Origin of the sequence: Achromobacter aegrifaciens (assembly GCF_902859965.1) — a bacterium.
In the GTDB taxonomy this organism is placed as follows: domain Bacteria; phylum Pseudomonadota; class Gammaproteobacteria; order Burkholderiales; family Burkholderiaceae_B; genus Achromobacter; species Achromobacter aegrifaciens.
The window spans coordinates 335,321-357,225 of sequence record NZ_CADIKO010000003.1 but is presented as its reverse complement, the minus strand read 5'-3'; the positions used below and the strand labels follow the sequence as shown (position 1 = coordinate 357,225).

The window sequence follows — 21,905 nt, the reverse complement described above, 5'->3', positions numbered from 1 at the left end:
ACAAGAAAAAGCCTGGCGTTGCCAGGCTTTTTTCACATCTTCACGACATCAACACCCTTGGGCGCGACAAACTGGAATTCCTTGGCCGGCAGCTGTGGGTTGGCTGCGATGCCGGACAGATCCACGCGGGTGGTCTGGCCAAATGAATCCAGCAGCTCCACGCGCACCGGCAGGTTGTCCTTCATGCCGATGTCCACGCGCGAAAAGCCCGCATCGGCGGTGCGCGGCTTGGCCCGCAGCCAATCGATCCCATCCTTGGACGGCAGGGCCGAAACGTCGAACGACTGCTCCAGCGACCCCGAGCCGAACAGGATGGCGGCGGGCGAGGTGCCGATGGCGGCATCGACCTTGCGTTCGGTGACCTGGGCCAGGTCCGGATCGAACTGGAATACCTGGCGGCCATCCGAGATCACCAGTTGCTCATAGGGCTTCTGCACCGCCCACTTGAACTTGCCGGGACGCTGGAACGAGAACACGCCGGTCTGGGCGGGCTGCGTGCGGCCCTGATTGTTCACCGTGTACTGCGAGAACGAGCCGGTGGCCGAGGTCACCGTGGCCACGAAAGCGCGCAGCTGCTCCTGCGCGCTGGCGGCAAACACCATGGCGGGCGCCAGGCTCAGGGCCGCCACGGCGGCCAGTCGGCGGAACATCTTCATCAAGCTTCCTCTCGGGCGGCGGCGGCTGCGGGAACCAGGATCTCGCGGTTGCCATTGGACTGCATCGCCGACACCATACCCGATTGCTCCATCTGCTCCAGTAACCGGGCCGCACGGTTGTAACCAATGCGCAGGTGGCGCTGCACCAGCGAAATGGACGCGCGGCGGTGCTTGAGCACCACTTCGCAAGCCTGGTCGTACATCGGGTCGGATTCGGCGTCGCCGCCGATGCCGGTGACGCTGCTGGCGCCTTCGCCCGCATCCCCGTCCAGGCCGCCTTCCAGCAGGCCTTCGATGTAGTTGGGTTCGCCCTGCGCCTTGAGGCTTTCCACCACGCGGTGCACTTCGTCATCGCTGCAGAACGCGCCGTGCACGCGTACCGGCAGGCCGGTGCCCGGCGGCATGTAAAGCATGTCGCCCTGGCCCAGCAGGGTTTCGGCGCCCATCTGATCCAGAATGGTGCGCGAGTCGATCTTGGACGACACCTGGAACGCGATGCGCGTCGGGATGTTGGCCTTGATCAGGCCGGTGATGACGTCGACGCTGGGACGCTGCGTGGCCAGGATGAGGTGGATGCCGGCGGCGCGCGCCTTCTGCGCCAGGCGGGCGATCAGCTCTTCGATCTTCTTGCCCACCACCATCATCAGGTCGGCGAGTTCGTCGATGACCACCACGATGGTGGGCAGCGGCGACAGCGGCTCCGGCGCGTCCGGCGTCAGCGAGAACGGATTCGGAATGGGTTCCTCACGCTTGATGGCGTCGCGGATCTTGGTGTTGTAGCCCGCCAGGTTGCGCACGCCCATCTTGCTCATCAGGCGGTAGCGCTTTTCCATTTCGCCCACGCACCAGTTCAGTGCGTTGGAGGCCTGGCGCATGTCGGTGACCACCGGCGCCAGCAGATGCGGAATGCCTTCGTAGACGCTCATTTCGAGCATCTTCGGATCGATCAGGATCAGCCGGGTGTGGGACGCGTCCGCCTTGTACAGCAGCGACAGGATCATGGCGTTGATCCCCACGGACTTGCCCGAACCGGTCGTGCCCGCCACCAGCAGGTGGGGCATCTTGGCCAGGTCGGCCACCACCGGATTGCCGGCGATGTCCTTGCCCAGCGCCATCGTCACGACGGAATGGCTGGCGTGGTAGGTCTGCGAACCCAGGATCTCGGACAGGCGCACCATCTGGCGGCGCGGGTTGGGCAGTTCCAGGCCCATCAGGTTCTTGCCCGGAATGGTTTCCACCACCCGGATGCTGACCAGGCTGAGCGCGCGCGCCAGGTCCTTGGCCAGGTTGACGATCTGGCTGCCCTTCACGCCCGTGGCGGGCTCGATTTCGTAGCGCGTGATGACCGGGCCGGCCTGCGCCGCCACCACGGTGACCGACACGCCAAAGTCGGCCAGCTTCTTTTCGATCAGGCGCGAAGTGAATTCAATGGTTTCGGCCGACACCGTTTCCTGGTTGGCCAGGGGTGGATCCAGCAGGCTGATCGCGGGCAGATCGCCTTCGGCGCCGCCCGAGGGCGCGAAGAACAGCGATTGCTGCTTTTCCTTTTCAACGCGTTCGGACTTGGGCACCACGGTAATGGCGGGTTCGATCCGCACCGGCTGCTCGTGGACCAGCTTTTCCTGCTTGGCCACGACCTGTTCGGTGCGCACGGCCTTGGCGACCTCGCCGACCTTGCGGTCTTCGCGGGCGGCGTAGGAGTCGCGCACGCGACGCACCAGGCCCTCCAGCCACGAGCCCACGCGTTCGGCGATGGACAGCCAGGAAAACGAGAAGAACAGGCTCAGGCCGATGGCCAGCATGACCAGAAAGGCCAGCGTGCTGCCAGTGAAACCGATGCTGCGGCCGATCAGGTCGGCCAGCGTCTGGCCGATCACGCCGCCGGCGCCGCTGGTGTTCTCGGAGGCGCCGGGCAGATGCGTGCCGCGGCTGGCCAGGCGCAGGGCTTCCATGCCCAGCGACCCCACCAGCAGCAGAAAGAAACCGATGCCCTCTTCCCAGTGGACGCGGGGCAACACTTCCGGCTGCTTACTATTGGTAACGCGAAGATGGCTGGCCAGGCGGCGGTAGCCCGCGCGCACCCGGTGCAGCAGCAAAATTACCCACCACCAGGCGGAAAAGCCGAACAGATAGAGCAGGATGTCCGCCAGATAGGCGCCCAGGGTCCCGCCCTTGTTGTGGATGGCGCCGGCGGGGACGGAATGCGACCAGCCAGGGTCGGCCGCATTCCAGGTGGCCAGCACCAGCGTCAGCCAGGCCGCCAGGGCGGCGAAGAGGATCCAGCGGGCTTCGCGCAGCAGAGCGGACAAGCGCGTCTGCAGGGGGGAAGGCCCGTTACGGGTATTGCGCGAGGCGCGCGGAGAAGCAGTCGAGATACGCGGCATGCGGCTCATTATAATTGGGCGTTAACCTAAAGATACCCGCCCATGTCCACGCCTACGCACGCTAAAGTTTTGATACTCGGTTCCGGCCCTGCCGGTTACACGGCGGCCGTCTATGCGGCACGCGCCAATCTGAGCCCTGTTCTTGTTACAGGTCTGGCCCAAGGCGGCCAGCTCATGACCACCACGGACGTCGACAATTGGCCGGCCGACGCCGATGGCGTGCAGGGTCCGGACCTGATGCAGCGCTTCCAGAAGCACGCCGAACGTTTCAACACCGAAATGATCTTCGACCACATTGCCAAGGTCGATGTGTCCAAGCGCCCGTTCACCCTCACGGGCGACACCGGCAAGATCTACACCTGCGACGCCCTCATCATCGCCACCGGCGCCTCGGCCAAGTACCTCGGCCTGCCGTCTGAAGAGGCCTTCATGGGCCGCGGCGTGTCCGGCTGCGCCACCTGCGACGGCTTCTTCTACCGCAACCAGGACGTCGTCGTCGTCGGCGGCGGCAATACCGCCGTGGAAGAAGCGCTGTACCTGTCGAACATCTGCCGCAAGGTCACCCTGATCCATCGCCGCGACAAGTTCCGCGCCGAGCCCATCCTGGTCGACAAGCTCATGAGCAAGGTCGAGAACGGCAACATGGAACTCAAGCTGTTCCATACCCTGGAAGAAGTGCTGGGCGACGACAGCGGCGTCACCGGCGTGCGCGTGCGCCACGTCGACACCGGCGTCACCGAAGACATGGCGGCCACCGGCGCCTTCATCGCCATCGGCCACCAGCCCAACACCGAAATCTTCCAGGGCCAACTGGAAATGAAGGACGGCTACATCGTCACCAAGAGCGGCCTGTCCGGCATGGCCACGATGACCTCGGTCCCGGGCGTGTTCGCGGCCGGCGACGTGCAGGACCACGTCTACCGCCAGGCCATTACCAGCGCCGGCACCGGCTGCATGGCCGCGCTGGACGCACAACGGTGGCTGGAGAATGCGGGGCAGTAAGGTCGGCCTGGCCGACCTGAAACGCCTGAAGAAAGACCTGCAGGCCGAGCGCGAACGCGCCGCCCTGGCCCAGCGGGTGGCGGTGCTGAAAAAAGCCGACACCGCCCCCGTGGACGACATGGCGGCGTTCAAGCGCACGATGCAGTCGGTCACGCCCATCAAGCAGGCCGCCCGGGTGGAGCACAAGCCCGTGGCACAGCCTGCGCCCGCGCTGCGCCGCGCCAACGCGCTGGGCGAAACGCCCACGCGCGCCGACGCCGGCGTCTCAGACGGCGGCGAAATCACGCATCTGCTGTCCGAAGGCGGCACCGCCTTCGTACGCAGCGACGCCGCGCCCGACACCGCGCGCAACCTGCGCCGCGGCCAATGGCGCGCAGGCGCCGAACTGGACCTGCATGGTCTGCGGGTGGAACAGGCCCGCCACGCCCTGCTGTCGTTCCTGGACGAATGCCAGGAGCACGGCATCCGTTGCGTGCGCATCGTGCACGGCAAGGGCTATGGCTCACAGGGGCTGGAACCGGTGCTCAAGGACAAGGCCCGCACCTGGCTGGTGCAGAAAAACGAGGTGCTGGCGTTTTCCGAGGCGCCCGAGCGCGAAGGCGGCGCGGGCGCCCTGCTGGTGCTGCTGCGACAAGCCGAAGGAACGCGCAAATGAAGTGGCTCTATCTGGGCATAGCGATCATCGCCGAGATCTTCGCGACCAGCGCGCTCAAGGGGTCCGAAGGCTTCACCCGCCTGGCGCCGTCCATCGTGACGGTGTTCGGCTATCTGATCTCGTTCTACTTCCTGTCGCTGACCCTGCGCGAGATCCCGGTGGGCATCGCCTACGCCATCTGGTCCGGCGTGGGTATCGTGCTGATATCCATCGTGGGCGCGGTGCTGTTCAAGCAGCACCTGGACACGCCCGCGCTCATCGGCATCGGCCTCATCATCGCCGGCGTGGTGGTGATGAACGTGTTCTCGAAATCCGTTTCGCATTGAAGCCCCGCGACGGGTCCACGGCGAGTTCCCGGATCCGCCGCTGGCTGGCGGCCTGGCTGTGCCTGGGCTGTCTGGGCTTGCTGCCGGCCGGCAATGCCTGGGCCCAGGAGTTCAACCGCGCGGCTGAGCTCGTGCGCTACCGAACCTGGCTGAGCGCTTTCAAGCAGGACCTGGACCAATTGTCCGCTACGCCCGGCCCCTTGTCGCAAGCCCAGTTGGAGGCGATGTTCGCCCGCACGGTGGTGCCCGGCTCACGCGGCGCGGGATTCATCCGCCAGGCGTTCACGCAGCGCGGCAGTGAAGGCGCAAACTTTCCGAAGCCTGGCCCGCGCGCCGTGCTCATGGCCGTGCTGGACAGCGCCATCCCCGCCGGCCAGGGCGGCCTGTATCCGGAAGCGGATGCTGCCCTGAACGTCGCGGAGTTGACCGTCTGGTACCTGCATGTGGATGTCGGCGACATGACCAATACCTACCTGCTGTCGGGCGAGCACTTCAAGCCTTACCGACTACCTCCTCCGGGCAAGCTGGAACGCAACGCCTACCCCTTCCTGCTGATGGACACCCGCGACAACGCCTTGCGCCTGGGCGGCGTCAGCAGCGAACTCTGGGGGCTGATCGCCTACCTGCACAATGCCGCGCTTTGATTGCTCTCTGCGTCTGCTTGCGCTGACGGCACTTTCCATGGCGCCGGGGCTGGCCAGCGCGCTCTGCGAGCCACTGGCGGCGTCCGCGCAGCGCCACACCAGGGTGATGGACATTTCCCTGGACGACACGAATACCTTGCTGGCGTTGGACGGCTCGCGCATCCGGTCATGGCTGCCTGGCGTCGCCATAGACACGGACGGACGCGCCTCCCCCGCCATCTGGGCCGAACAGGTGGACTGGTCCGTCTACGCCGCCGCGCCGCACGCCCGCATCGGCGTCACGATGCTGCGCTGGGAAAGCGCCCCCGACGGCCGCCAGCATTTGTGCGGCATCGCCCGTTACAGTGCCAACGCAGTCCACGAAACCCGCGCATCGGGCAAGGCCGAGCTGCCCCCGCCAGACGCTGAAACACGCTTCTACTATGACGCCGCCGGTCGGCTGACTGGCTACGAGGAGCGCTCGCGCGCATGGGACGGCCGCCGCAACCGGCCGGCGCGCTACTGCCTGCGCTACGACGCCCACGGCTGGCTGGCCGAGCTGGGCGCCAACGATTGCTCGGCGCGCTCCCGGCCCATGGCCCGCTACGTGCATGACGCGGCGGGCCGGCTGTTGCGCACGATTTCCTATCAAGACAGATCCGAAGACGCGTTCGAAGTCGTGACGTATGACGCTCGGGGCCGCAGGGCGCAGCGCTACTTGCGCCAGCGGACGGCGTGGGCGGACGAGCCCGCCGTTCTGGGACTGCCCTACCGCGAAAGTCCGGGCCACTATGCCGTACTAGTGTTGCCCGGTCCGGCCTGGAAAGCGCCAGCGCTGGATTCGTACAACTACGACTGGACCATCGTGCAACCCAAGCAGACCGCCGCAGGCATGGCCAGCATCTATGACGCCAAGCGGGACCCCGCCCAGGTGCTGGCAAAAGGCAAAAGCGGCGACGATGGACAGTTCCCCATGACCAGCGCGCAACGCAAACGGGTCTGGGAGGCCGCCGGCCAGACGCCGGGCGGCGTGCAATGGCTATGGGCGCCCGGCCAGACCTATACCCTGCTGCAAACGATGCCCGCGGCGGCATGGGCTTCCTGCGTCGATCCGGAAAACCGGAAGGCCGACGCCTGCGCAGCGTCTTAGGCGCGTTCGCCCTGCGGTTTGGGTGCGCCCGGATGCCGCAGGTAGTCCACCAGCGCCAGCGTGGCCCGGTCGGGAGGCGGCGTCAGCAGGGACACCACAATGATCGTCAGGAATGCCACCGGCGCGCCGAACACGCCCGCCGCGATCGGCTGGATGCCCCACCACAGGTCCACGGGCTGGGTGCGTGAAATGCCCAGCACCCATTCGCGCAGCCACGGATGCGTGTGCGTCATGTAGGCGAACGTCGCCGCAAGCCCCGCCGCCATGCCCAGCGTCGCCCCCCATTTGTTGGCCCGGCGCCAGAACACGCCCATGACCAGCGCCGGGAAAAACGACGAAGCCGCGAAGGAAAACGCGGCCGACACCATGAACAGGATGTCCGCCGGCTTGCGCGCCGCCACCCAGGCCGCACCGAACGCCACCAGCAGCAACAGGATCTTGGACACCATCACGCGGCGCGCCGCCGACATGCGCGGCGACACCATGCGGTACCACATGTCGTGCGACAGGGAGTTGGACAGGGTCAGCAACAGGCCATCGGCGGTGGACAGCGCCGCAGCCAGCCCGCCCGCCGCCACCAGGGCCGATATGACGTAGGGCAGCCCGCCGATTTCCGGCATGGCCAGCACCACCACGTCGGCGCCCATGCTGATTTCGCTCAACTGCACGATGCCGTCGCGGTTGACGTCGGTCACGTCCAGCAGATTGCTGTCGACGGCGCTCCAGGCATGCACCCAGTTGGGCAGGCTGAGAAAGCTGGACCCCACCACCTGTGTATAGACCTCGTACTTCACAAGCAGCGCCAGCGCCGGCGCCATGAAATACAGCAGCAGGATGAACAGTAGCGACCAGCACACCGATTTGCGCGCCTCGATGACTGAAGGCGTGGTGTATGAACGCATCAGGATGTGCGGCATGCCGGCGGTGCCCAGCATCAGGCATAGCACCAGCGCCAGGAAGTTGACGCGCATATTGCGCTGCTCTTCCGGATCCTTGGACGGGAACGGTTCCGCATGCGGTGTGGCGGGCGCCGCCCGCGCCTCGAAGGCGGCCTTGGCCTGCGCCCATGCGACACGCGCCTCCTCCACGCTGGGGGGATAGCCGGCCAGCTCGCGTTCGGCCGAGCGGATCTCGACCATGGGCGCATCGTTCGCCGTCAACTGCGCCAGCCGGCTGCGCAGCTTGTCCTTTTCCAGTGTCCAGGATTCTGGCAATGCCGCCATCCGGCGGCCCATTTCGTCGGCGCGCTCCTGCCAAAGCCTGCGCACCTCGATTTCGGACGGGTCGTTCTGCAGGTAGATTTCTTTTTCGGTGACCTGCTGCAGCACCACCCCGGCCGACAACTGCGGCACGGGCATGTTGGTGTGCTTGATGGACAGCCAGACCACCGGCACCAGATAGGCAATGACCAGGATGATGTACTGCCCCACCTGCGTCCAGGTGACCGCGCGCATGCCGCCCAGGAACGAACAGACCAGCATGCCGCCCAGCGCCACGAAGATGCCGAGCTCGAAGGAAATGCCGGTCATGCGCGTGGTGATGATGCCCACGCCGTAGATCTGCGCCACCAGGTAGGTGAAGGAACAGAGTATGGCGCAGGCCACGCCCGCCAGGCGCGGCATGTTGCCGCCATAGCGCGCACCCATGAAGTCGGGGATGGTGTATTGGCCGAAGCGGCGCAGATAAGGCGCCAGCAGCATCGCCACCAGTACGTAGCCGCCGGTCCAGCCCATGATGTAGGCCAGCCCACCGTAGCCCGTCAGGTAGAGCGTGCCGGCCACCCCGATGAAGGAAGCCACCGACATCCAGTCGGCGGCGGTGGCCATGCCGTTGTAGATCGCCGGCACCCGCCGGCCGGCCACGTAGTACTCGACCTGATCCGAGGTCCGGCAGACGATGCCGATACCGGCGTACAGGCTGACCGTGACCAGCAGGAATACATAGCCGATCCAGTTGCGCGGCATGCCCAGGATCTCGGCCAGCGCCATCAACAGGATCATCAACGCGAAGCCCGCCGTGTACAGCACGTAGATGCGGCGCAGCCGGACTCTGAATTGCTGGGGCGTGTCTCCGCTGAAAAACGGCATCAGCGGTGCCCTCCCGTGTCGTCGGAGCGCTCATCGGCGCGATTCATGATCCGGGCGTAGATGCCGATGATGACCAGGTAGGCCAGCGGCGCGCCATAGGCCGCCATCCAGAACGCGAACGGCCAGCCGATGAAATCGAAGTTCAGGCTGCGGGCAAAAAAAGCGGGAATGAAGGTCAGCGCGGCCCAGGCGACGAGCAACACCAGGATCAGCCACAAGTTGCGGCGCCAATAGGGAGTCGTGGCGGGTGCCGAGGATGAAAGGCGCGATTCCGACATAGCTGGGATGAGCGAACCCTGTCTGATTATCGCGAAACGCGGCGCTTGAAAAGCCTTTGCGCTTGAAATGCCGGCTTTTTATGCGACAACGGCCGGCACTACCTGGTGCCAGCCGTTGTGCGTTTTGCTTTTTTTGGGTACTGCTTTACTTTTTTTATGTACCGGTGCCGCCGGTATTTGCCCATGCAGGGCTTTGTCTCCTCACCTGCATGGGAAGAGATTCTGCACCAGATGCGGGATTGTCACACTAGGGGAATGCCCTAAGAAGGAGCATTCATTTACATATTCCATGCACCAACTTGGTGCAATTCGGTGTTCCCGTACTGAATATTGGGATTTTACGTTTCATTTACACCCCCCTCCCAAACGTATACCCCGTTTTTACCCCCCGCTCCGTAACCTGCCGATGTCTTGATTGGTCACTACGCCTGCCCGGCGCGCATCCCTATTCGCCGAGCAGGCCCGTCGTTCGAAGGGAGCGCCGCTCCCGGGAGGAAAAACGTGGATGCCTTCTATATCGCCATCTTTGCCGTCATGGCCGGGCTGACTTTCGCCCTGTTGCGGTTCTGCGAAACCTTGTCTGCGGGAGAGCAGCCATGAACTGGCTCTATTGGCTGAGCGGCCTGACGGCCGCCTTGTTGTTCGTGTACCTGCTGGTCGCGCTGTTCAAACCGGAGAAATTCTGATGACCGCCGAATTCGTCGGATTGCTGGTCGCGTACCTGGCAGTCCTGCTTGCGATCGCGCCCCTGCTCGGGCGTTACATCCGCATCGCCATGGAAAACGGGCAATCCCGGCTGACCGCCTGGGGCCGTCCAATCGAGCGCGGCATCTACCGGCTGGCGGGCATAGACCCGCAGGCCGAAATGGGCTGGAAGCGCTACGCCGTGGCGGTGCTGGCCTTCAATATCATCGGCATCGCGGCCGTCTACGCCTTGCAGCGCCTGCAGGGCATGCTGCCGCTCAATCCCGCCGGCATGGGCGCGGTGTCACCGGACTCGGCCCTGAACACCGCCATCAGCTTCGTGGCCAATACCAACTGGCAGGGCTATGGCGGCGAATCGACGATGAGCTACCTGACGCAGATGCTGGCGCTGACGGTGCAGAATTTCGTCTCGGCCGCCACCGGCATCGCCGTGCTGTTCGCGCTAATCCGCGGCCTGTCGCGCCATTGCTCGGCCACGGTGGGCAACTTCTGGACCGACATGGTGCGCAGCACGCTGTACGTGCTGCTGCCGCTGTCCCTGGTCCTGGCGCTGGCGCTGGTCAGCCAGGGGGTGATCCAGAATTTCAGCCCCTATCAGGAAGTCCAGACGATCGAGGCGGTGCATTACGAGCAGCCCCGCGTGGACGCCCAAGGCCAGCCCGTGCTGGACGCCCAGGGACAGGCCGTGACCGGTCCCGCCGTCAGCAAGACCCAGACCCTGGCCATGGGTCCGGTCGCTTCGCAGGAATCGATCAAGCTGCTGGGGACCAACGGCGGCGGCTTCTTCAACGCCAACTCCGCGCATCCCTTTGAGAACCCCACGCCGCTGGCGAACTTCCTGGAGATGTTGGCCATCCTGGCCATTCCCGCCGCGCTGTGCTTCTCGTTCGGCGAAATGGTGGGCAGCCGGCGCCAGGGCATCGCGATCCTGGCGGCCATGACCGTGCTGTTCGCGGTGTTTGCGCTATCCGCCGCCTACTTCGAGCAGCAGCCCAATCCGATGGCGGCCCAGGCCGGCGCCGACAGCGCGCTCAGCGCGTTCTCGCCGGGCGGCAACATGGAAGGCAAGGAAACCCGCTTCGGCATCGCCGCCACCTCGCTGTTCGCCACCGTCACCACGGCGGCGTCCTGCGGCGCGGTCAACGGCATGCACGATTCGCTCAACGCCATGGGCGGCCTGACGCCGATGCTGTTGATGCAATTGGGCGAGGTGGTCTTCGGCGGCGTGGGTTCGGGCCTGTACGGCATGCTGGCCTTCGCCATCCTGGGCGTCTTCATCGCCGGACTGATGATAGGCCGCACCCCGGAATACCTGGGCAAGAAGATCGAAGCCTATGACATGAAGATGGTCTCCATCGTCATCCTGGCTACCCCGCTGCTGGTGCTGGTCGGCACGGCGCTGGCGGTCTCGGTGCCGGCCGGCCAGGCTGGCGTGCTGAATCCGGGCATCCACGGTTTCTCCGAAATCCTCTATGGCCTGACGTCGGCCGCCAACAACAACGGCAGCGCCTTCGCCGGGTTGTCGGCCAACACGCCCTTCTACAACGTGCTGCTGGGCGTCGCCATGTGGTTCGGCCGCTTCGCCATCATCGTCGCCATCCTGGCGATGGCCGGCTCGCTGGCCGCCAAGCGCCGGCTGCCCGCCGGTCCCGGCAGCATGCCCACCACCGGCCCGCTGTTCGTGGTGCTGTTGATCGGCGCGGTGCTGCTGGTAGGCGCTTTGACGTACGTGCCCGCACTGGCCTTGGGCCCGGTGGCGGAACACCTGCAAATTAAAGGCTAGGAATGAAAATGGCCAAGATTGAAACTTCTACTACCGGCGCCGGCGGCGGCGCCGCCCGCGCCGCGACTGGCGTTGCGCGTGAACGCCAGTTCGGCATGTGGTCGCGCGCCCTGATCGGTCCGGCGGTGCTGGACAGCCTGCGCAAGCTATCGCCCGCCGCGCAGTTGAAGAACCCCGTGATGTTCGTGGTCTACGTCGGCAGCATCCTGACCACGGTGCTGTGGGTCATGGCCCTGCGCGGCCGGGCCGAAGCGCCCGCCGGGTTCATCCTGGCGATCGCCGTGTGGCTATGGTTCACCGTGCTGTTCGCGAACTTCGCCGAAGCCCTGGCCGAAGGCCGCGGCAAGCAGCAGGCGGCCACCCTGCGCGGTCTGCGCACCACCATCGACGCCCGTCTGCTGAAGGGCTTTCGCGATGCCGACGCCAGCCTGGCTGCGCCCGGCGCCTGGCGCAACCAGGCAGTCAGCCAGCCTTCGGGCCTGCTGCGCCGGGGCGACGTAGTGCTGGTCGAAGCGGGCGACATCATCCCTGGCGACGGCCAGGTCATCGCCGGCGTGGCGTCAGTGGACGAAAGCGCCATCACCGGCGAATCCGCGCCCGTGATCCGCGAGTCCGGCGGCGACTTCTCGTCGGTCACCGGCGGCACCCGCGTGCTGTCTGACTGGATCTTCGTGCGCATCGCCGCCGACCCCGGCGAGAGCTTCCTGGACCGCATGATCACCATGGTCGAAGGCGCCAAGCGCCAGAAGACGCCCAACGAGCTCGCCCTCACCATCCTGCTGGTGGGCCTGACCGTGGTGTTCCTGCTGGTGGTCGTGACCCTGATGCCGTTCTCGATCTACGCGGTCAACGCCGCTGGCGGCGGTTCTGTGGTGACGGTCACGGTGCTGGTCGCGCTGCTGGTCTGCCTGATCCCCACCACCATCGGCGGCCTGCTGTCGGCCATCGGCGTGGCCGGCATGAGCCGAATGATGGGCGCGAACGTCATCGCTACGTCCGGCCGCGCCGTCGAAGCCGCTGGCGACGTGGACGTGCTGCTGCTGGACAAGACCGGCACCATCACCTTCGGCAACCGCCAGGCCTCGACCTTTCTGCCTGCCCCCGGCGTGTCCGCGCGCGAACTGGCCGAGGCCGCGCGCCTGGCCTCGCTGGCCGATGAAACGCCGGAAGGCCGCAGCATCGTGGCGCTGGCCGACAAGTCCATCCACGCCCCGGCCGCGCCCATGGCGCATGCCGAATTCGTGCCCTTCACCGCGCAATCGCGCATGAGCGGCGTGAACCTTAATGGCCGCATGATCCGCAAGGGCGCGGTCGACGCCGTGCAGGCCTGGCTGGCCGAGCAGGACTCGACCGTGCCGGAACAGGCCCTGCGCCTGGCTGAGGACGTGGCCCGCCGCGGCAGCACGCCGCTGATGGTCAGCGACGGCAATCGGGCGCTGGGCGTGGTCGAGCTGAAGGACATCGTCAAGCCGGACATCCAGTCGCGCTTCGCGGAGCTGCGCCGCATGGGCATCAAGACCGTGATGATCACGGGCGACAACAAGCTTACGGCCGCATCCATCGCCGCCGAGGCGGGCGTGGACGACTTCCTCGCGGAAGCCACGCCCGAGGCCAAGCTCAAGCTGATCCGCGCCTACCAGGCGGAGGGCCGGCTGGTAGCGATGACGGGCGACGGCACCAACGATGCGCCTGCGCTGGCGCAGGCCGACGTGGCGGTGGCGATGAATTCGGGCACCCAGGCCGCCAAGGAGGCCGGCAATATGGTGGACCTGGATTCCAACCCCACCAAGCTGATCGAGATCGTCGAGATCGGCAAGCAGATGCTGATGACCCGCGGCGCGCTCACTACCTTCAGCGTGGCCAACGACGTGGCCAAGTACTTCGCCATCATTCCGGCCGCCTTCGCCACCGTCTATCCGCAGTTGAACGTGCTGAACATCATGGGCCTGGCCACACCGGCCTCGGCCATTCTGTCTGCCGTGATCTTCAACGCGCTGATCATCGTGGTGCTGATCCCGTTGGCGCTCAAGGGCGTGCGCTATCGCGCGCTGGGCGCGGCCGTGCTGTTGCGCCGCAATCTGCTCATCTATGGCCTGGGCGGTCTGCTGGTGCCGTTTGCCGGCATCAAGCTGGTCGACATGGTCCTGGCCGCCCTGGGCTGGGCCTGAGCCCCGAAACCGCAAGGAACCCATCATGAAAAATTCCGCCACACTGCCGCGCCAAGGCGGCATCCTGCGTCCCGCGCTGGTCGTCTTCGCCGCGCTGTCGCTGGTGACCGGCCTGGCCTATCCCTTCCTGACCACGGGCATCGCCGCCGCCGTCTTCCCGCACGAAGCGGCCGGCTCGCTGATCAAGCAAGGCGACCGCGTCGTCGGGTCCGAACTGATCGGCCAGTCGTTCAGTTCGCCTGCCTACTTCTGGGGCCGCCCGTCGGCCACCGCGCCCATGCCGTACAACGGCGCCGGCTCCGGCGGTTCGAACCTGGGGCCGCGCAATCCGGCGCTGGCCGATGCCATCCAGGCGCGCATCGCTGCCCTGAAGGCGGCCGATCCGGACAACCCGGTCCCGGTGCCGGTGGACCTGGTCACCGCATCAGGCAGCGGCCTGGATCCGCACATCAGCCCGGCCGCCGCTGCCTACCAGGCGGCGCGCGTGGCGCGCGCCCGCGACCTGCCGCGCGCGCAGGTCGACGCGCTGATCCAGGCCCATACCGAGAAGCCCTGGCTGGGCGTGCTGGGCGACCCCGCGGTCAACGTGCTGACGCTGAACCTGGCGCTGGACCAATTGCGTCCAGCCCGCTGATGCCGCGGCGTATAGTATTGCCAGCCGTTCCCTCACACCTACTGCGCGTTCATGGCTGATATCGCTGGCGAGCGTCCCGACCCCGACGCGCTCTTGAAGACCCTGGACGACGCCGCGCGCCAGGCGGTGCGCGGCAAGCTGCGCGTCTACTTCGGGTCGTCGGCAGGCGTGGGCAAGACCTACGCCATGCTGGAGGCGGCGCGCGCGCAGGCCGCCCAGGGCGCCAACGTGCTGGCCGGCATCGTCGAGACCCACGGCCGGCGCGAAACCGCCACGCTGCTGGAAGGCCTGCCTGTCCTGCCGCTCAAGGACGTGCCGTACCGCGGCCACGTGCTGAAGGAATTTGATTTGGATGGCGCGCTGGCCCGCCATCCCAACCTGGTGCTGGTGGACGAGCTGGCGCACTCGAACGCGCCAGGCTCGCGCCATGCCAAGCGCTGGCAGGACATCCAGGAACTCCTGACGGCGGGCATCGACGTCTGGACCACGCTGAACGTGCAGCACCTGGACAGCCTGAACGAAGCCGTGGGCAGCATCACCGGCGTGCGCGTCTGGGAAACCGTGCCGGACGAGGTCTTCGATGCGGCCGACGAAGTCATTCTGGTGGACCTGTCCGCCGACGAGCTGCTGCGCCGACTGAAGGAAGGCAAGGTCTATCTGCCGGAACAGGCCCGCCACGCCACCCGCAATTTCTTTCGCAAGGGCAACCTGATAGCGCTACGCGAGCTGGCGCTGCGCCGCACCGCCGACCACGTCGACGACGACGTCCAGGCCTACCGCCGCGACCGCGCCATCGAACCCGTGTGGCGTACGCGCGAAGCCGTGGTCGCGTGTATCGGTCCGGACGTGGACGCCGAGTACGTCATCCGCAGCGCACACCGCCTGAGCCAGCAGCTGGAATGCGATCTGCACGTGGTCACCATCGACACACCGCGCGCGGCCCCGCCGCCCCAGGCCGAACAGGAGCGCATCCAGCGCAGCCTGGCCCTGGCGGATGCATTGGGCGCGCGCAGCGAAGTCCTGGCCGGCGGCGACATGGTCGATGCCGTGGTGCGCTATGTGCGCCGCCACAACATCACCAAGGCCATCATCGGCCGCACCCGCGCCAGCGGCCTGCAACGCCTGCGCCTGTCGCTGTCCGCGCTGCTGACCGCGGCCATCTCGCCGGGCTGGCTGTGGCGCCGCCACAGCTTTGCCGACATGCTGGCCGCGGGCTGCCCCGAGATCGACATCATCCGCCTGGGCGCGCCGCCACTGCCGGCCGCATCCGCGCCGGGGCGCGATCCGCTCACGCTGGGACAACGTACGCGCCAGGCCGCCGACGAGCGCAATCCGCGGCCGCTGGCGGGCTACGCCTGGGCGCTGTGCTATTGCGCCGCGGCCACCGCGCTGTCCATGCTGGCCTTCCCGGCGCTGCACCAGACCAACATCGTCATGCTGTTCCTGCTGGCGGTGGTGGCCGTTGCGCTGCGCCACGGGCGCGGACCGGCGGCGCTGGCCTCGGTCATCAGCGTAGGGCTGTTCGATTTCTTCTTCGTGCAACCGCTGGCGTCCTTCGCCGTATCGGACGTGCAGTATCTGCTGACCTTCGGCGTGCTGCTGTCGGTGGGCCTGCTGATCGGCCAGTTGACGGCCGGCCTGCGCTTGCAGGCGCAGGCTTCGGTCAAGCGCGAAGCCGATGCGCGCAGCCTCTACGAATTCGCGCGCGAATTGTCGTCCGCGCTGCTGCCCGAGCAGATCGTCACCCTGGCGGGCGCCTTCGTGCATGCCACCTTCGGTTCGCGCTGCGCGCTATACATCCTGGGCATGGACGACCGCCTGAAGCTGGCGTCTCCCGCCGCGGACGACATGCCGCCGCTGGAATCCGCGCTGGCCCAATGGGTCTACGACCACGGACAGCCGGCCGGCGCAGGCACCTCCACCCTGTCCAACAGCGAACTGCTGTACCTGCCGCTGAAGGCGCCGATGCGCACCCGCGGCGTGCTGGCCCTGGCCGCTCCGCGCCGCAGCCTGTTCCTGAATCCCGACTCGCGCCGCCAGATCGAGGCCTACGCCACCCTGATCGCCATCGCGCTGGAACGCCTGCACTACGTGGAAGTGGCGCAGCAGGCGCTGGTCAGCATGGAATCCGAAAAGCTGCGCAACTCGCTGCTGGCGGCCGTGTCGCACGATCTGCGCACCCCGCTGACCAGCCTGGTCGGCATGACGGACACGCTGATGCGCCAGCAGGCGACGCTGCCGCCCGACATCCACGACACCGTCCGCGCCATGCGCGACCAGGCCCAGCGCATGCACGCGCTGGTGGTCAATCTGCTGGACATGGCGCGGCTGCAGAACCGCGACACGCCGCTGCGCCTGGAATGGCAATCCATCGAAGAACTGGTCGGCGCTTCGCTTGCCGCCATGCGCGAACCGCTGGCCGCGCACCGCGTCACCGTGGACAGCCTGTCGCATCTGCCGCTGGTGGAATGCGACGGCGTACTGATCGAACGCGTGCTCTGCAATCTGCTGGAGAACGCGGCCAAGTACACGCCTGCCGGCAGCGCCCTGCGTCTGCATGCGGACGTACACGAGGGCGAACTGCGCGTGGCGGTCAGCGACAACGGCCCGGGCGTGCCGCCGGGCGCTGAGCGCCGCATCTTCGAAAAATTCACGCGCGGCGACCGCGAGTCCGCCACCCCGGGCGTCGGCCTGGGCCTGGCCGTGTGCGAAGCCATCATCGCCGCCCACCATGGGAAAATCTGGGTAGAACACGCGCCGGGCCAGGAGTCCGGCGCCCAGTTCGTCTTTACGCTGCCACTGGGCGCGCCGCCCCCGATCCAATCCGAAACCCCTTGAACGCCGCAACGCATGTTCGATTACCAGCCTACCGTCCTGATCATTGAAGACGACGCCAACATCCGGCGCTTCGTGCGCCAGGCCCTGGAAAGCGAGGGCTGCGTCGTCCACGAAGCCGAAACCGTCAAGCGCGGCCTGATCGAAGCCGGCACCCGGCAGCCCGACGCGGTGGTGCTGGACCTGGGCCTGCCCGACGAAGACGGCATGGTCCTGATCCGAGAACTGCGCGGCTGGACCGAGGTGCCGGTGCTGGTGCTGTCCGCCCGCAGCGCCGAGACCGACAAGGTCGCCGCGCTGGACGCCGGGGCCGATGACTACCTCACCAAGCCGTTCGGCGTCAGCGAACTGCTGGCGCGCCTGCGCGTGCTGCTGCGGCGGCACGCAAGAGGCGGCGCGGGCAATGCTTCCGAGATCAGCTTCGGCGACGTGCGCGTGGACTTCGCCAAACGCGTGGTGGAGCGCAGCGGCCAGCACGTGCACCTGACTGCGATGGAATACCGCCTGCTGGCGGCGCTGCTGGCGCATCGCGGCAAGGTCATGACGCACCGCGAACTGCTGCGCGAGGTGTGGGGTCCGTCGCACGTGGAAAGCAACCACTACCTGCGCATCTACATGGGCCATCTGCGCCAGAAGCTGGAAGCGGATCCCGCCCAGCCCGTTTACCTGCTCACCGAGATCGGCGTGGGCTACCGCTTCGCCGGCTGAGGCACGCGCCCCGGACGCGCATTGACGCCGCGTTTACGCGCAACCCGCAAGTCTTGTCTCGGCCTTTACGCGCTTGCTCCTATTGTTGCGGTCCCATCCAACAGTAGGAGCAATTCCATGCCCCGCCACACCTTGGCCGCGCTCGCGCTGCTGACCCTGGCCGCCTCGCAAGCCGGCAACGCACTGGCCGCCGACGCGCCCGCCGAAGCGGCGCCTGCCGCGTCCGACCTCACGTTGACGGCCAACGTCACCCTGGCCAGCCAATACCGCTATCGCGGCCTGATGCAAAGCAATAACAAGCCGGCCATCCAGGGCGGATTCGACCTGGCCCACTCCAGCGGCTTTTACCTGGGCAACTGGAACTCCAGCATCAGCTGGCTCGACGACAGCAACAGCGACGTGTCCGCGCCCGTGGAAATGGACTTCTACGGCGGCTACAAGGGCAATCTCGCGCAGGACGTGCCCGTCGACCTGGGCGTCCTGCAGTACTACTACCCTGGCGACTATCCGTCCGGCTACACCAGTCCCGACACCACCGAGCTGTATGCCGGCATCGGCTTTGGACCTCTGATGTTCAAGTACTCCCTCTCCCTGACCAACCTGTTCGGCTTCGCCGACAGCAAGCACAGCCAGTACTTCGACCTGTCCGGCAACTTCGATACGGGCGTCTGGGGCCTGACCGTCAACGCGCACGTCGGCCGGCAACTGGTGCGCAACGTCGACAACGGCAACTACACGGACTGGAAGCTGGGGCTGACGAAGGACTTCGGCCGGGGCCTGTCGGTCTCGCTGGCCTATCTGGACACCAACGCGGACCGCGCCGTCTACACCAATACGCGCGGCCGCGACATGGGCCGCGCAACGGGCTTGCTGTCGCTGACCAAGACGTTCTGAGCGCCCCGGACGTTGACGCGCTTTTTACGCGCTGCGTCCGCTTTTATCGGCAGGATTTACGGCGCGCTTCCTATAGTGGAACCGTCATTAACCAACCGGATCCCCGGAACGCCGCAAGCGACGCCTCCGGTCCCGCTACCCGCCATGATCCCCCGACTTCAAGCCTGCCTCGCCCCCATGTCCGACATCCTGCCCGCGCAGCGTACGCACGCCCGCGTCGAACGAGTCGCGCTGACCATCAGGATAGACACGCTGGACGCACTGAACGTGCGGCTGGCGCTGCATCGCGCATTGGGCGAACGCATCGGCGTCTACGTGCTGTCGGTGGATCACGTCCATGCGCAAAGCGTGCTGCAACTGCAGTGCGAACGCGGGCAGCTGGATGCGCTGATGCACGCGGTGATGTCGGGCCTGCCCCGCGCCGAGTTCGGTCCGGTGCTTCCCGCATACGCGATGACGGGGCAGTAAGCCATGGACACGCCACGCAAGACCGCGTTTGAAGGCATCTGGCTGCCCATGGTCACGCCGATGCGCGGCGGCTATGTGGACCTGGACGCCGCGCAGGCGCTGGCCCGCTATTACCGCAACGCGGGTATCGCCGGCCTGGTGCTGTTTGGCTCCACCGGCGAGGGCAATCTGCTGAGCGTGCCGGAAAAGGTCGACATGATAGAAGCCATATCGAGCGATCCGCACGCGCTGCCGCTGGTGTTCGGCGCGGGCGGCGTGGACACGCGCGGCGTCGCAACCGCCATCCGGCGCCTGGACAAGTACCAGCCGGCCGGCTACCTGGTGCCGCCGCCTTACTACCTGGGCCCTTCGCAGGCCGGCATCCTGTGGCACTACCGCCAGATTGCCTGGGCCACGCAGCGGCCCATCATCCTGTACAACATCCCCAAGCGCACCGGCGTCACCATGACGGTCGAAACCATGGAAGCGCTGGCCGCGCTGCCCAACTTCAGCGCCGTCAAGGAATGCAATCCTGCGGTACTGGCGGCCTTGAACCGGCGCGGCACGCTGACGCCGCTATGCGGGGAGGATATGGCCCTGCTGGACCACTTCCTGGCCGGCGGCCTCGGCGCCATTCCGGCCGCCGCGCATGTCTATCCCGAGCGCTATGTCGAGGTCATGCAGCTGGCCCGCGACGGCCACGCGGAGGCCGCGCGCGAACTCTTCGAGCCCCTGCGCGGCCTGATCCGCCTGCTGTTTACCGAACCCAACCCTGCTCCGATCAAGCGCGCCCTCTCGATGCAGGGCCTGATCACCGATGAGCTGCGCATGCCCATGACCAGCGCCAGCCGAGAGCTTGGACAGCGCCTGCAGCGGGCCATGAACGTGGTGCAGGGCTCGCCTAGGCGGCTGCAGACAGCCTGAAGACGGACACCGCATTCGCCAGCTCGGCCGCCTGGTCGCGCAGCGCGCCAGCCGACGCGGCGAACTCTTCCACCAGCGCGGCGTTCTGCTGCGTCACGCCGTCCAGATGCGTCACGGCCTGATTGATCTGTTCGATGCCCACGCTCTGCTCGGCCGAGGCCGTGGCAATCTCCCCCATCAGCGGCGCGCTGGTGGCGGCGGACTCCAGCACGTTGCCCATCGTCGCGCTGGCCTGCTCGACGCGCTGGCTGCCACGAGCCACCGAATCCGCCGACGCTTCGATCAGCGTCTTGATCTCCTTGGCGGCGGTGGCCGAGCGCTGAGCCAGCGCGCGCACCTCGCCCGCCACCACGGCAAAGCCCCGGCCCTGTTCTCCGGCCCGCGCCGCTTCCACCGCGGCGTTCAGCGCCAGGATGTTGGTCTGGAACGCGATCTCGTCTATCAGCCGGATGATCTCGTCGATGCGCTGCGAGCTATGCGAAATCTCGCGCATGGCGTCGATGGCGTGCTGCGTTTCATCGCTGCCCTGCCTGGCCAGTTGCGCTGCCTGACCGGCCAGCGCGCTGACCTCACGCACATGTTGCGCGCTCTGCTGCGCGGTCGCGGTGATCTGCTCCACGCTGGCGGCGGTCTGCTCCAGCGCGGCGGCCTGCTTCTCGGTGCGGTCCGACAGGTCCATGCTGCCCGCCGCGATCTGCCGCGAGGCCGCGGCAATGGAAGCCGTGGAATGCACGATGCTGCGCACCGCCCCGTCCAGGCGTTGCTGCATCCGCGCCAGGGCGTCGAACAGGCGGCCGATCTCGCCGCGCTGATTGCGCGGCACGCTGCCCGACAAGTCGCCATTGGCCACGCGCTCGCACACCACCACCGCCTGGTCCAGCGGACCGAGGATATGCGTGCGGAAAAAGCGCAGCGCCGCCGCCAATAGCAACACCAGAAGGCCCAGCGTCACACCGCCTTGCCGCCACAAAGTGCCGTAGAACGCCTGATCGACGTCATCCACGTACAGGCCCGTGAACAACAGCCAGCCCCAGTCGGCGTCGTAGGTGGCATAGCTGATCTTGGGCAGCGCCCGATCCGTTCCCGGCCGCGGGAACTTGTAGCGCGTATAGCCGCCGCCCGCCTTGCCTTGGGCATAGAGGTTTTCGAAGATCGGCTGTCCGGCGCTGTCCTTGACGGCCCGGACGTTGGTGCCGACCAGCTTGGGATCGGGATGCACCAGCAGGTCGTAGCCGTCGCCGAAGGCGCCCACATAGCCGTCCTCGCCATAACGCAGTTGCGCCAATCGGCGCGCCACATTGCGCTTGGCCTCGTCCAGGGGCATGCCCTCGCGCACGCTTTGCTTGCCATTGCGCACGATGCCGGACGCCAGATCAAGGACGTGGCGCAGCTCGGTCCTGCGCTCGGCCACCATCTCGGCGCGGCGCTCCCAGGCGTCCCAGGCGCCCAGGGCCAGCACGACGGCGCCGACCGCGAACACAAACCACAACAGTTCCCTGCGCAAACTGGAATTCTTCATAGTCCTCTCATCCTTCTTCACCCAGCCAATGAAACCAATCAAGGCAGAATGTGACGGTTTATGTATGCATTCCGTCAGAATAAGGGACAGCACCAGGGTTTTCACCAAGACTGCACGGGGTGCTTGA

General features: G+C 66.7%; 19 protein-coding genes. 14 read left to right on the top strand and 5 right to left on the bottom strand.

Annotation, left to right across the window (positions count from 1 at the left end; translation table 11 throughout):
- Positions 1-32: 32 nt before the first annotated feature.
- Both lolA and HV793_RS20660 read right to left on the bottom strand, forming a co-directional pair.
- Complete coding sequence (gene lolA, locus HV793_RS20665; RefSeq protein ID WP_054450098.1) at positions 33-656, bottom strand: outer membrane lipoprotein chaperone LolA; 624 nt, start codon at positions 654-656, stop codon at positions 33-35.
- On the bottom strand, positions 656-3,040 hold the full coding sequence (locus HV793_RS20660; RefSeq protein WP_119450774.1) for a DNA translocase FtsK: 2,385 nt from the start codon (positions 3,038-3,040) through the stop codon (positions 656-658). Before HV793_RS20660 ends, lolA begins: the two co-directional genes overlap by 1 nt.
- 42 nt (positions 3,041-3,082) lie before the next feature.
- On the opposite strand from HV793_RS20660, the gene trxB reads away from it, so the two are divergent.
- From trxB to HV793_RS20635, 5 genes are read left to right on the top strand one after another with little or no spacing between them, the layout of a single operon-like run.
- Positions 3,083-4,042: a thioredoxin-disulfide reductase gene (trxB, locus tag HV793_RS20655; protein WP_054450094.1), complete on the top strand. Its 960-nt coding sequence runs from the start codon at positions 3,083-3,085 to the stop codon at positions 4,040-4,042.
- A complete protein-coding gene (locus HV793_RS20650) occupies positions 4,029-4,697 on the top strand; it encodes a Smr/MutS family protein (RefSeq protein WP_054450092.1) in 669 nt (222 codons plus the stop codon). The genes trxB and HV793_RS20650 overlap by 14 nt, the downstream gene beginning before the upstream one ends.
- On the top strand, positions 4,694-5,023 hold the full coding sequence (locus tag HV793_RS20645) for a DMT family transporter (protein WP_054450090.1): 330 nt from the start codon (positions 4,694-4,696) through the stop codon (positions 5,021-5,023). Before HV793_RS20650 ends, HV793_RS20645 begins: the two co-directional genes overlap by 4 nt.
- Entirely contained in the window at positions 5,020-5,667 is a 648-nt protein-coding gene (locus tag HV793_RS20640; RefSeq protein WP_175213869.1) for a hypothetical protein, read from the top strand. Before HV793_RS20645 ends, HV793_RS20640 begins: the two co-directional genes overlap by 4 nt.
- 37 nt (positions 5,668-5,704) lie before the next feature.
- Positions 5,705-6,796: a hypothetical protein gene (locus tag HV793_RS20635; RefSeq protein WP_244958684.1), complete on the top strand. Its 1,092-nt coding sequence runs from the start codon at positions 5,705-5,707 to the stop codon at positions 6,794-6,796.
- Here the strand turns inward: HV793_RS20635 and HV793_RS20630 are convergent.
- Positions 6,793-8,883 (bottom strand): sodium:solute symporter family protein, encoded by a 2,091-nt coding sequence (locus HV793_RS20630; RefSeq protein ID WP_175159458.1) that lies wholly within the window; start codon positions 8,881-8,883, stop codon positions 6,793-6,795. The genes HV793_RS20635 and HV793_RS20630 overlap by 4 nt on opposite strands.
- Positions 8,883-9,161: a DUF4212 domain-containing protein gene (locus HV793_RS20625; RefSeq protein ID WP_054450082.1), complete on the bottom strand. Its 279-nt coding sequence runs from the start codon at positions 9,159-9,161 to the stop codon at positions 8,883-8,885. The genes HV793_RS20630 and HV793_RS20625 overlap by 1 nt, the downstream gene beginning before the upstream one ends.
- A gap of 596 nt (positions 9,162-9,757) precedes the next feature.
- Between HV793_RS20625 and kdpF the strand changes: the two genes are divergently transcribed.
- The 9 genes from kdpF (at position 9,758) to HV793_RS20580 (ending at position 20,259) form a co-directional block, all read left to right on the top strand.
- On the top strand, positions 9,758-9,847 hold the full coding sequence (kdpF, locus tag HV793_RS20620) for a K(+)-transporting ATPase subunit F (RefSeq protein WP_013391886.1): 90 nt from the start codon (positions 9,758-9,760) through the stop codon (positions 9,845-9,847).
- Positions 9,847-11,649, top strand: coding sequence for a potassium-transporting ATPase subunit KdpA (gene kdpA, locus HV793_RS20615; protein ID WP_175213867.1), 1,803 nt, complete (start codon positions 9,847-9,849; stop codon positions 11,647-11,649). Before kdpF ends, kdpA begins: the two co-directional genes overlap by 1 nt.
- Before the next feature lie 8 nt (positions 11,650-11,657).
- Positions 11,658-13,817 (top strand): potassium-transporting ATPase subunit KdpB, encoded by a 2,160-nt coding sequence (gene kdpB, locus HV793_RS20610; protein ID WP_175213866.1) that lies wholly within the window; start codon positions 11,658-11,660, stop codon positions 13,815-13,817.
- Between the two features lie 25 nt (positions 13,818-13,842).
- Positions 13,843-14,451 carry a potassium-transporting ATPase subunit KdpC gene (kdpC, locus tag HV793_RS20605; protein ID WP_119450772.1) on the top strand — a complete coding sequence of 203 codons (609 nt, stop codon included), beginning with the start codon at positions 13,843-13,845 and terminating at the stop codon, positions 14,449-14,451.
- Between the two features lie 51 nt (positions 14,452-14,502).
- Positions 14,503-17,289, top strand: a complete 2,787-nt coding sequence (locus tag HV793_RS20600) for a DUF4118 domain-containing protein (protein ID WP_175213865.1) — start codon at positions 14,503-14,505, stop codon at positions 17,287-17,289.
- A 12-nt stretch (positions 17,290-17,301) separates the two neighbouring features.
- Positions 17,302-17,994, top strand: coding sequence for a two-component system response regulator KdpE (gene kdpE, locus HV793_RS20595; RefSeq protein WP_175213864.1), 693 nt, complete (start codon positions 17,302-17,304; stop codon positions 17,992-17,994).
- Positions 17,995-18,111: 117 nt separating this feature from the next.
- The gene (locus HV793_RS20590) at positions 18,112-18,888 is read left to right on the top strand and encodes a TorF family putative porin (RefSeq protein ID WP_175213863.1); all 777 of its coding nucleotides are present in this window, start codon (positions 18,112-18,114) and stop codon (positions 18,886-18,888) included.
- A gap of 177 nt (positions 18,889-19,065) precedes the next feature.
- On the top strand, positions 19,066-19,356 hold the full coding sequence (locus HV793_RS20585) for a hypothetical protein (protein ID WP_054450069.1): 291 nt from the start codon (positions 19,066-19,068) through the stop codon (positions 19,354-19,356).
- Between the two features lie 3 nt (positions 19,357-19,359).
- The gene (locus HV793_RS20580; RefSeq protein WP_119450769.1) at positions 19,360-20,259 is read left to right on the top strand and encodes a 4-hydroxy-tetrahydrodipicolinate synthase family protein; all 900 of its coding nucleotides are present in this window, start codon (positions 19,360-19,362) and stop codon (positions 20,257-20,259) included.
- Here HV793_RS20580 and HV793_RS20575 read toward each other — a convergent pair.
- Positions 20,237-21,778, bottom strand: coding sequence for a methyl-accepting chemotaxis protein (locus HV793_RS20575; protein ID WP_175213862.1), 1,542 nt, complete (start codon positions 21,776-21,778; stop codon positions 20,237-20,239). The two genes, HV793_RS20580 and HV793_RS20575, sit on opposite strands and share 23 nt — an antisense overlap.
- Positions 21,779-21,905: the final 127 nt, after the last annotated feature.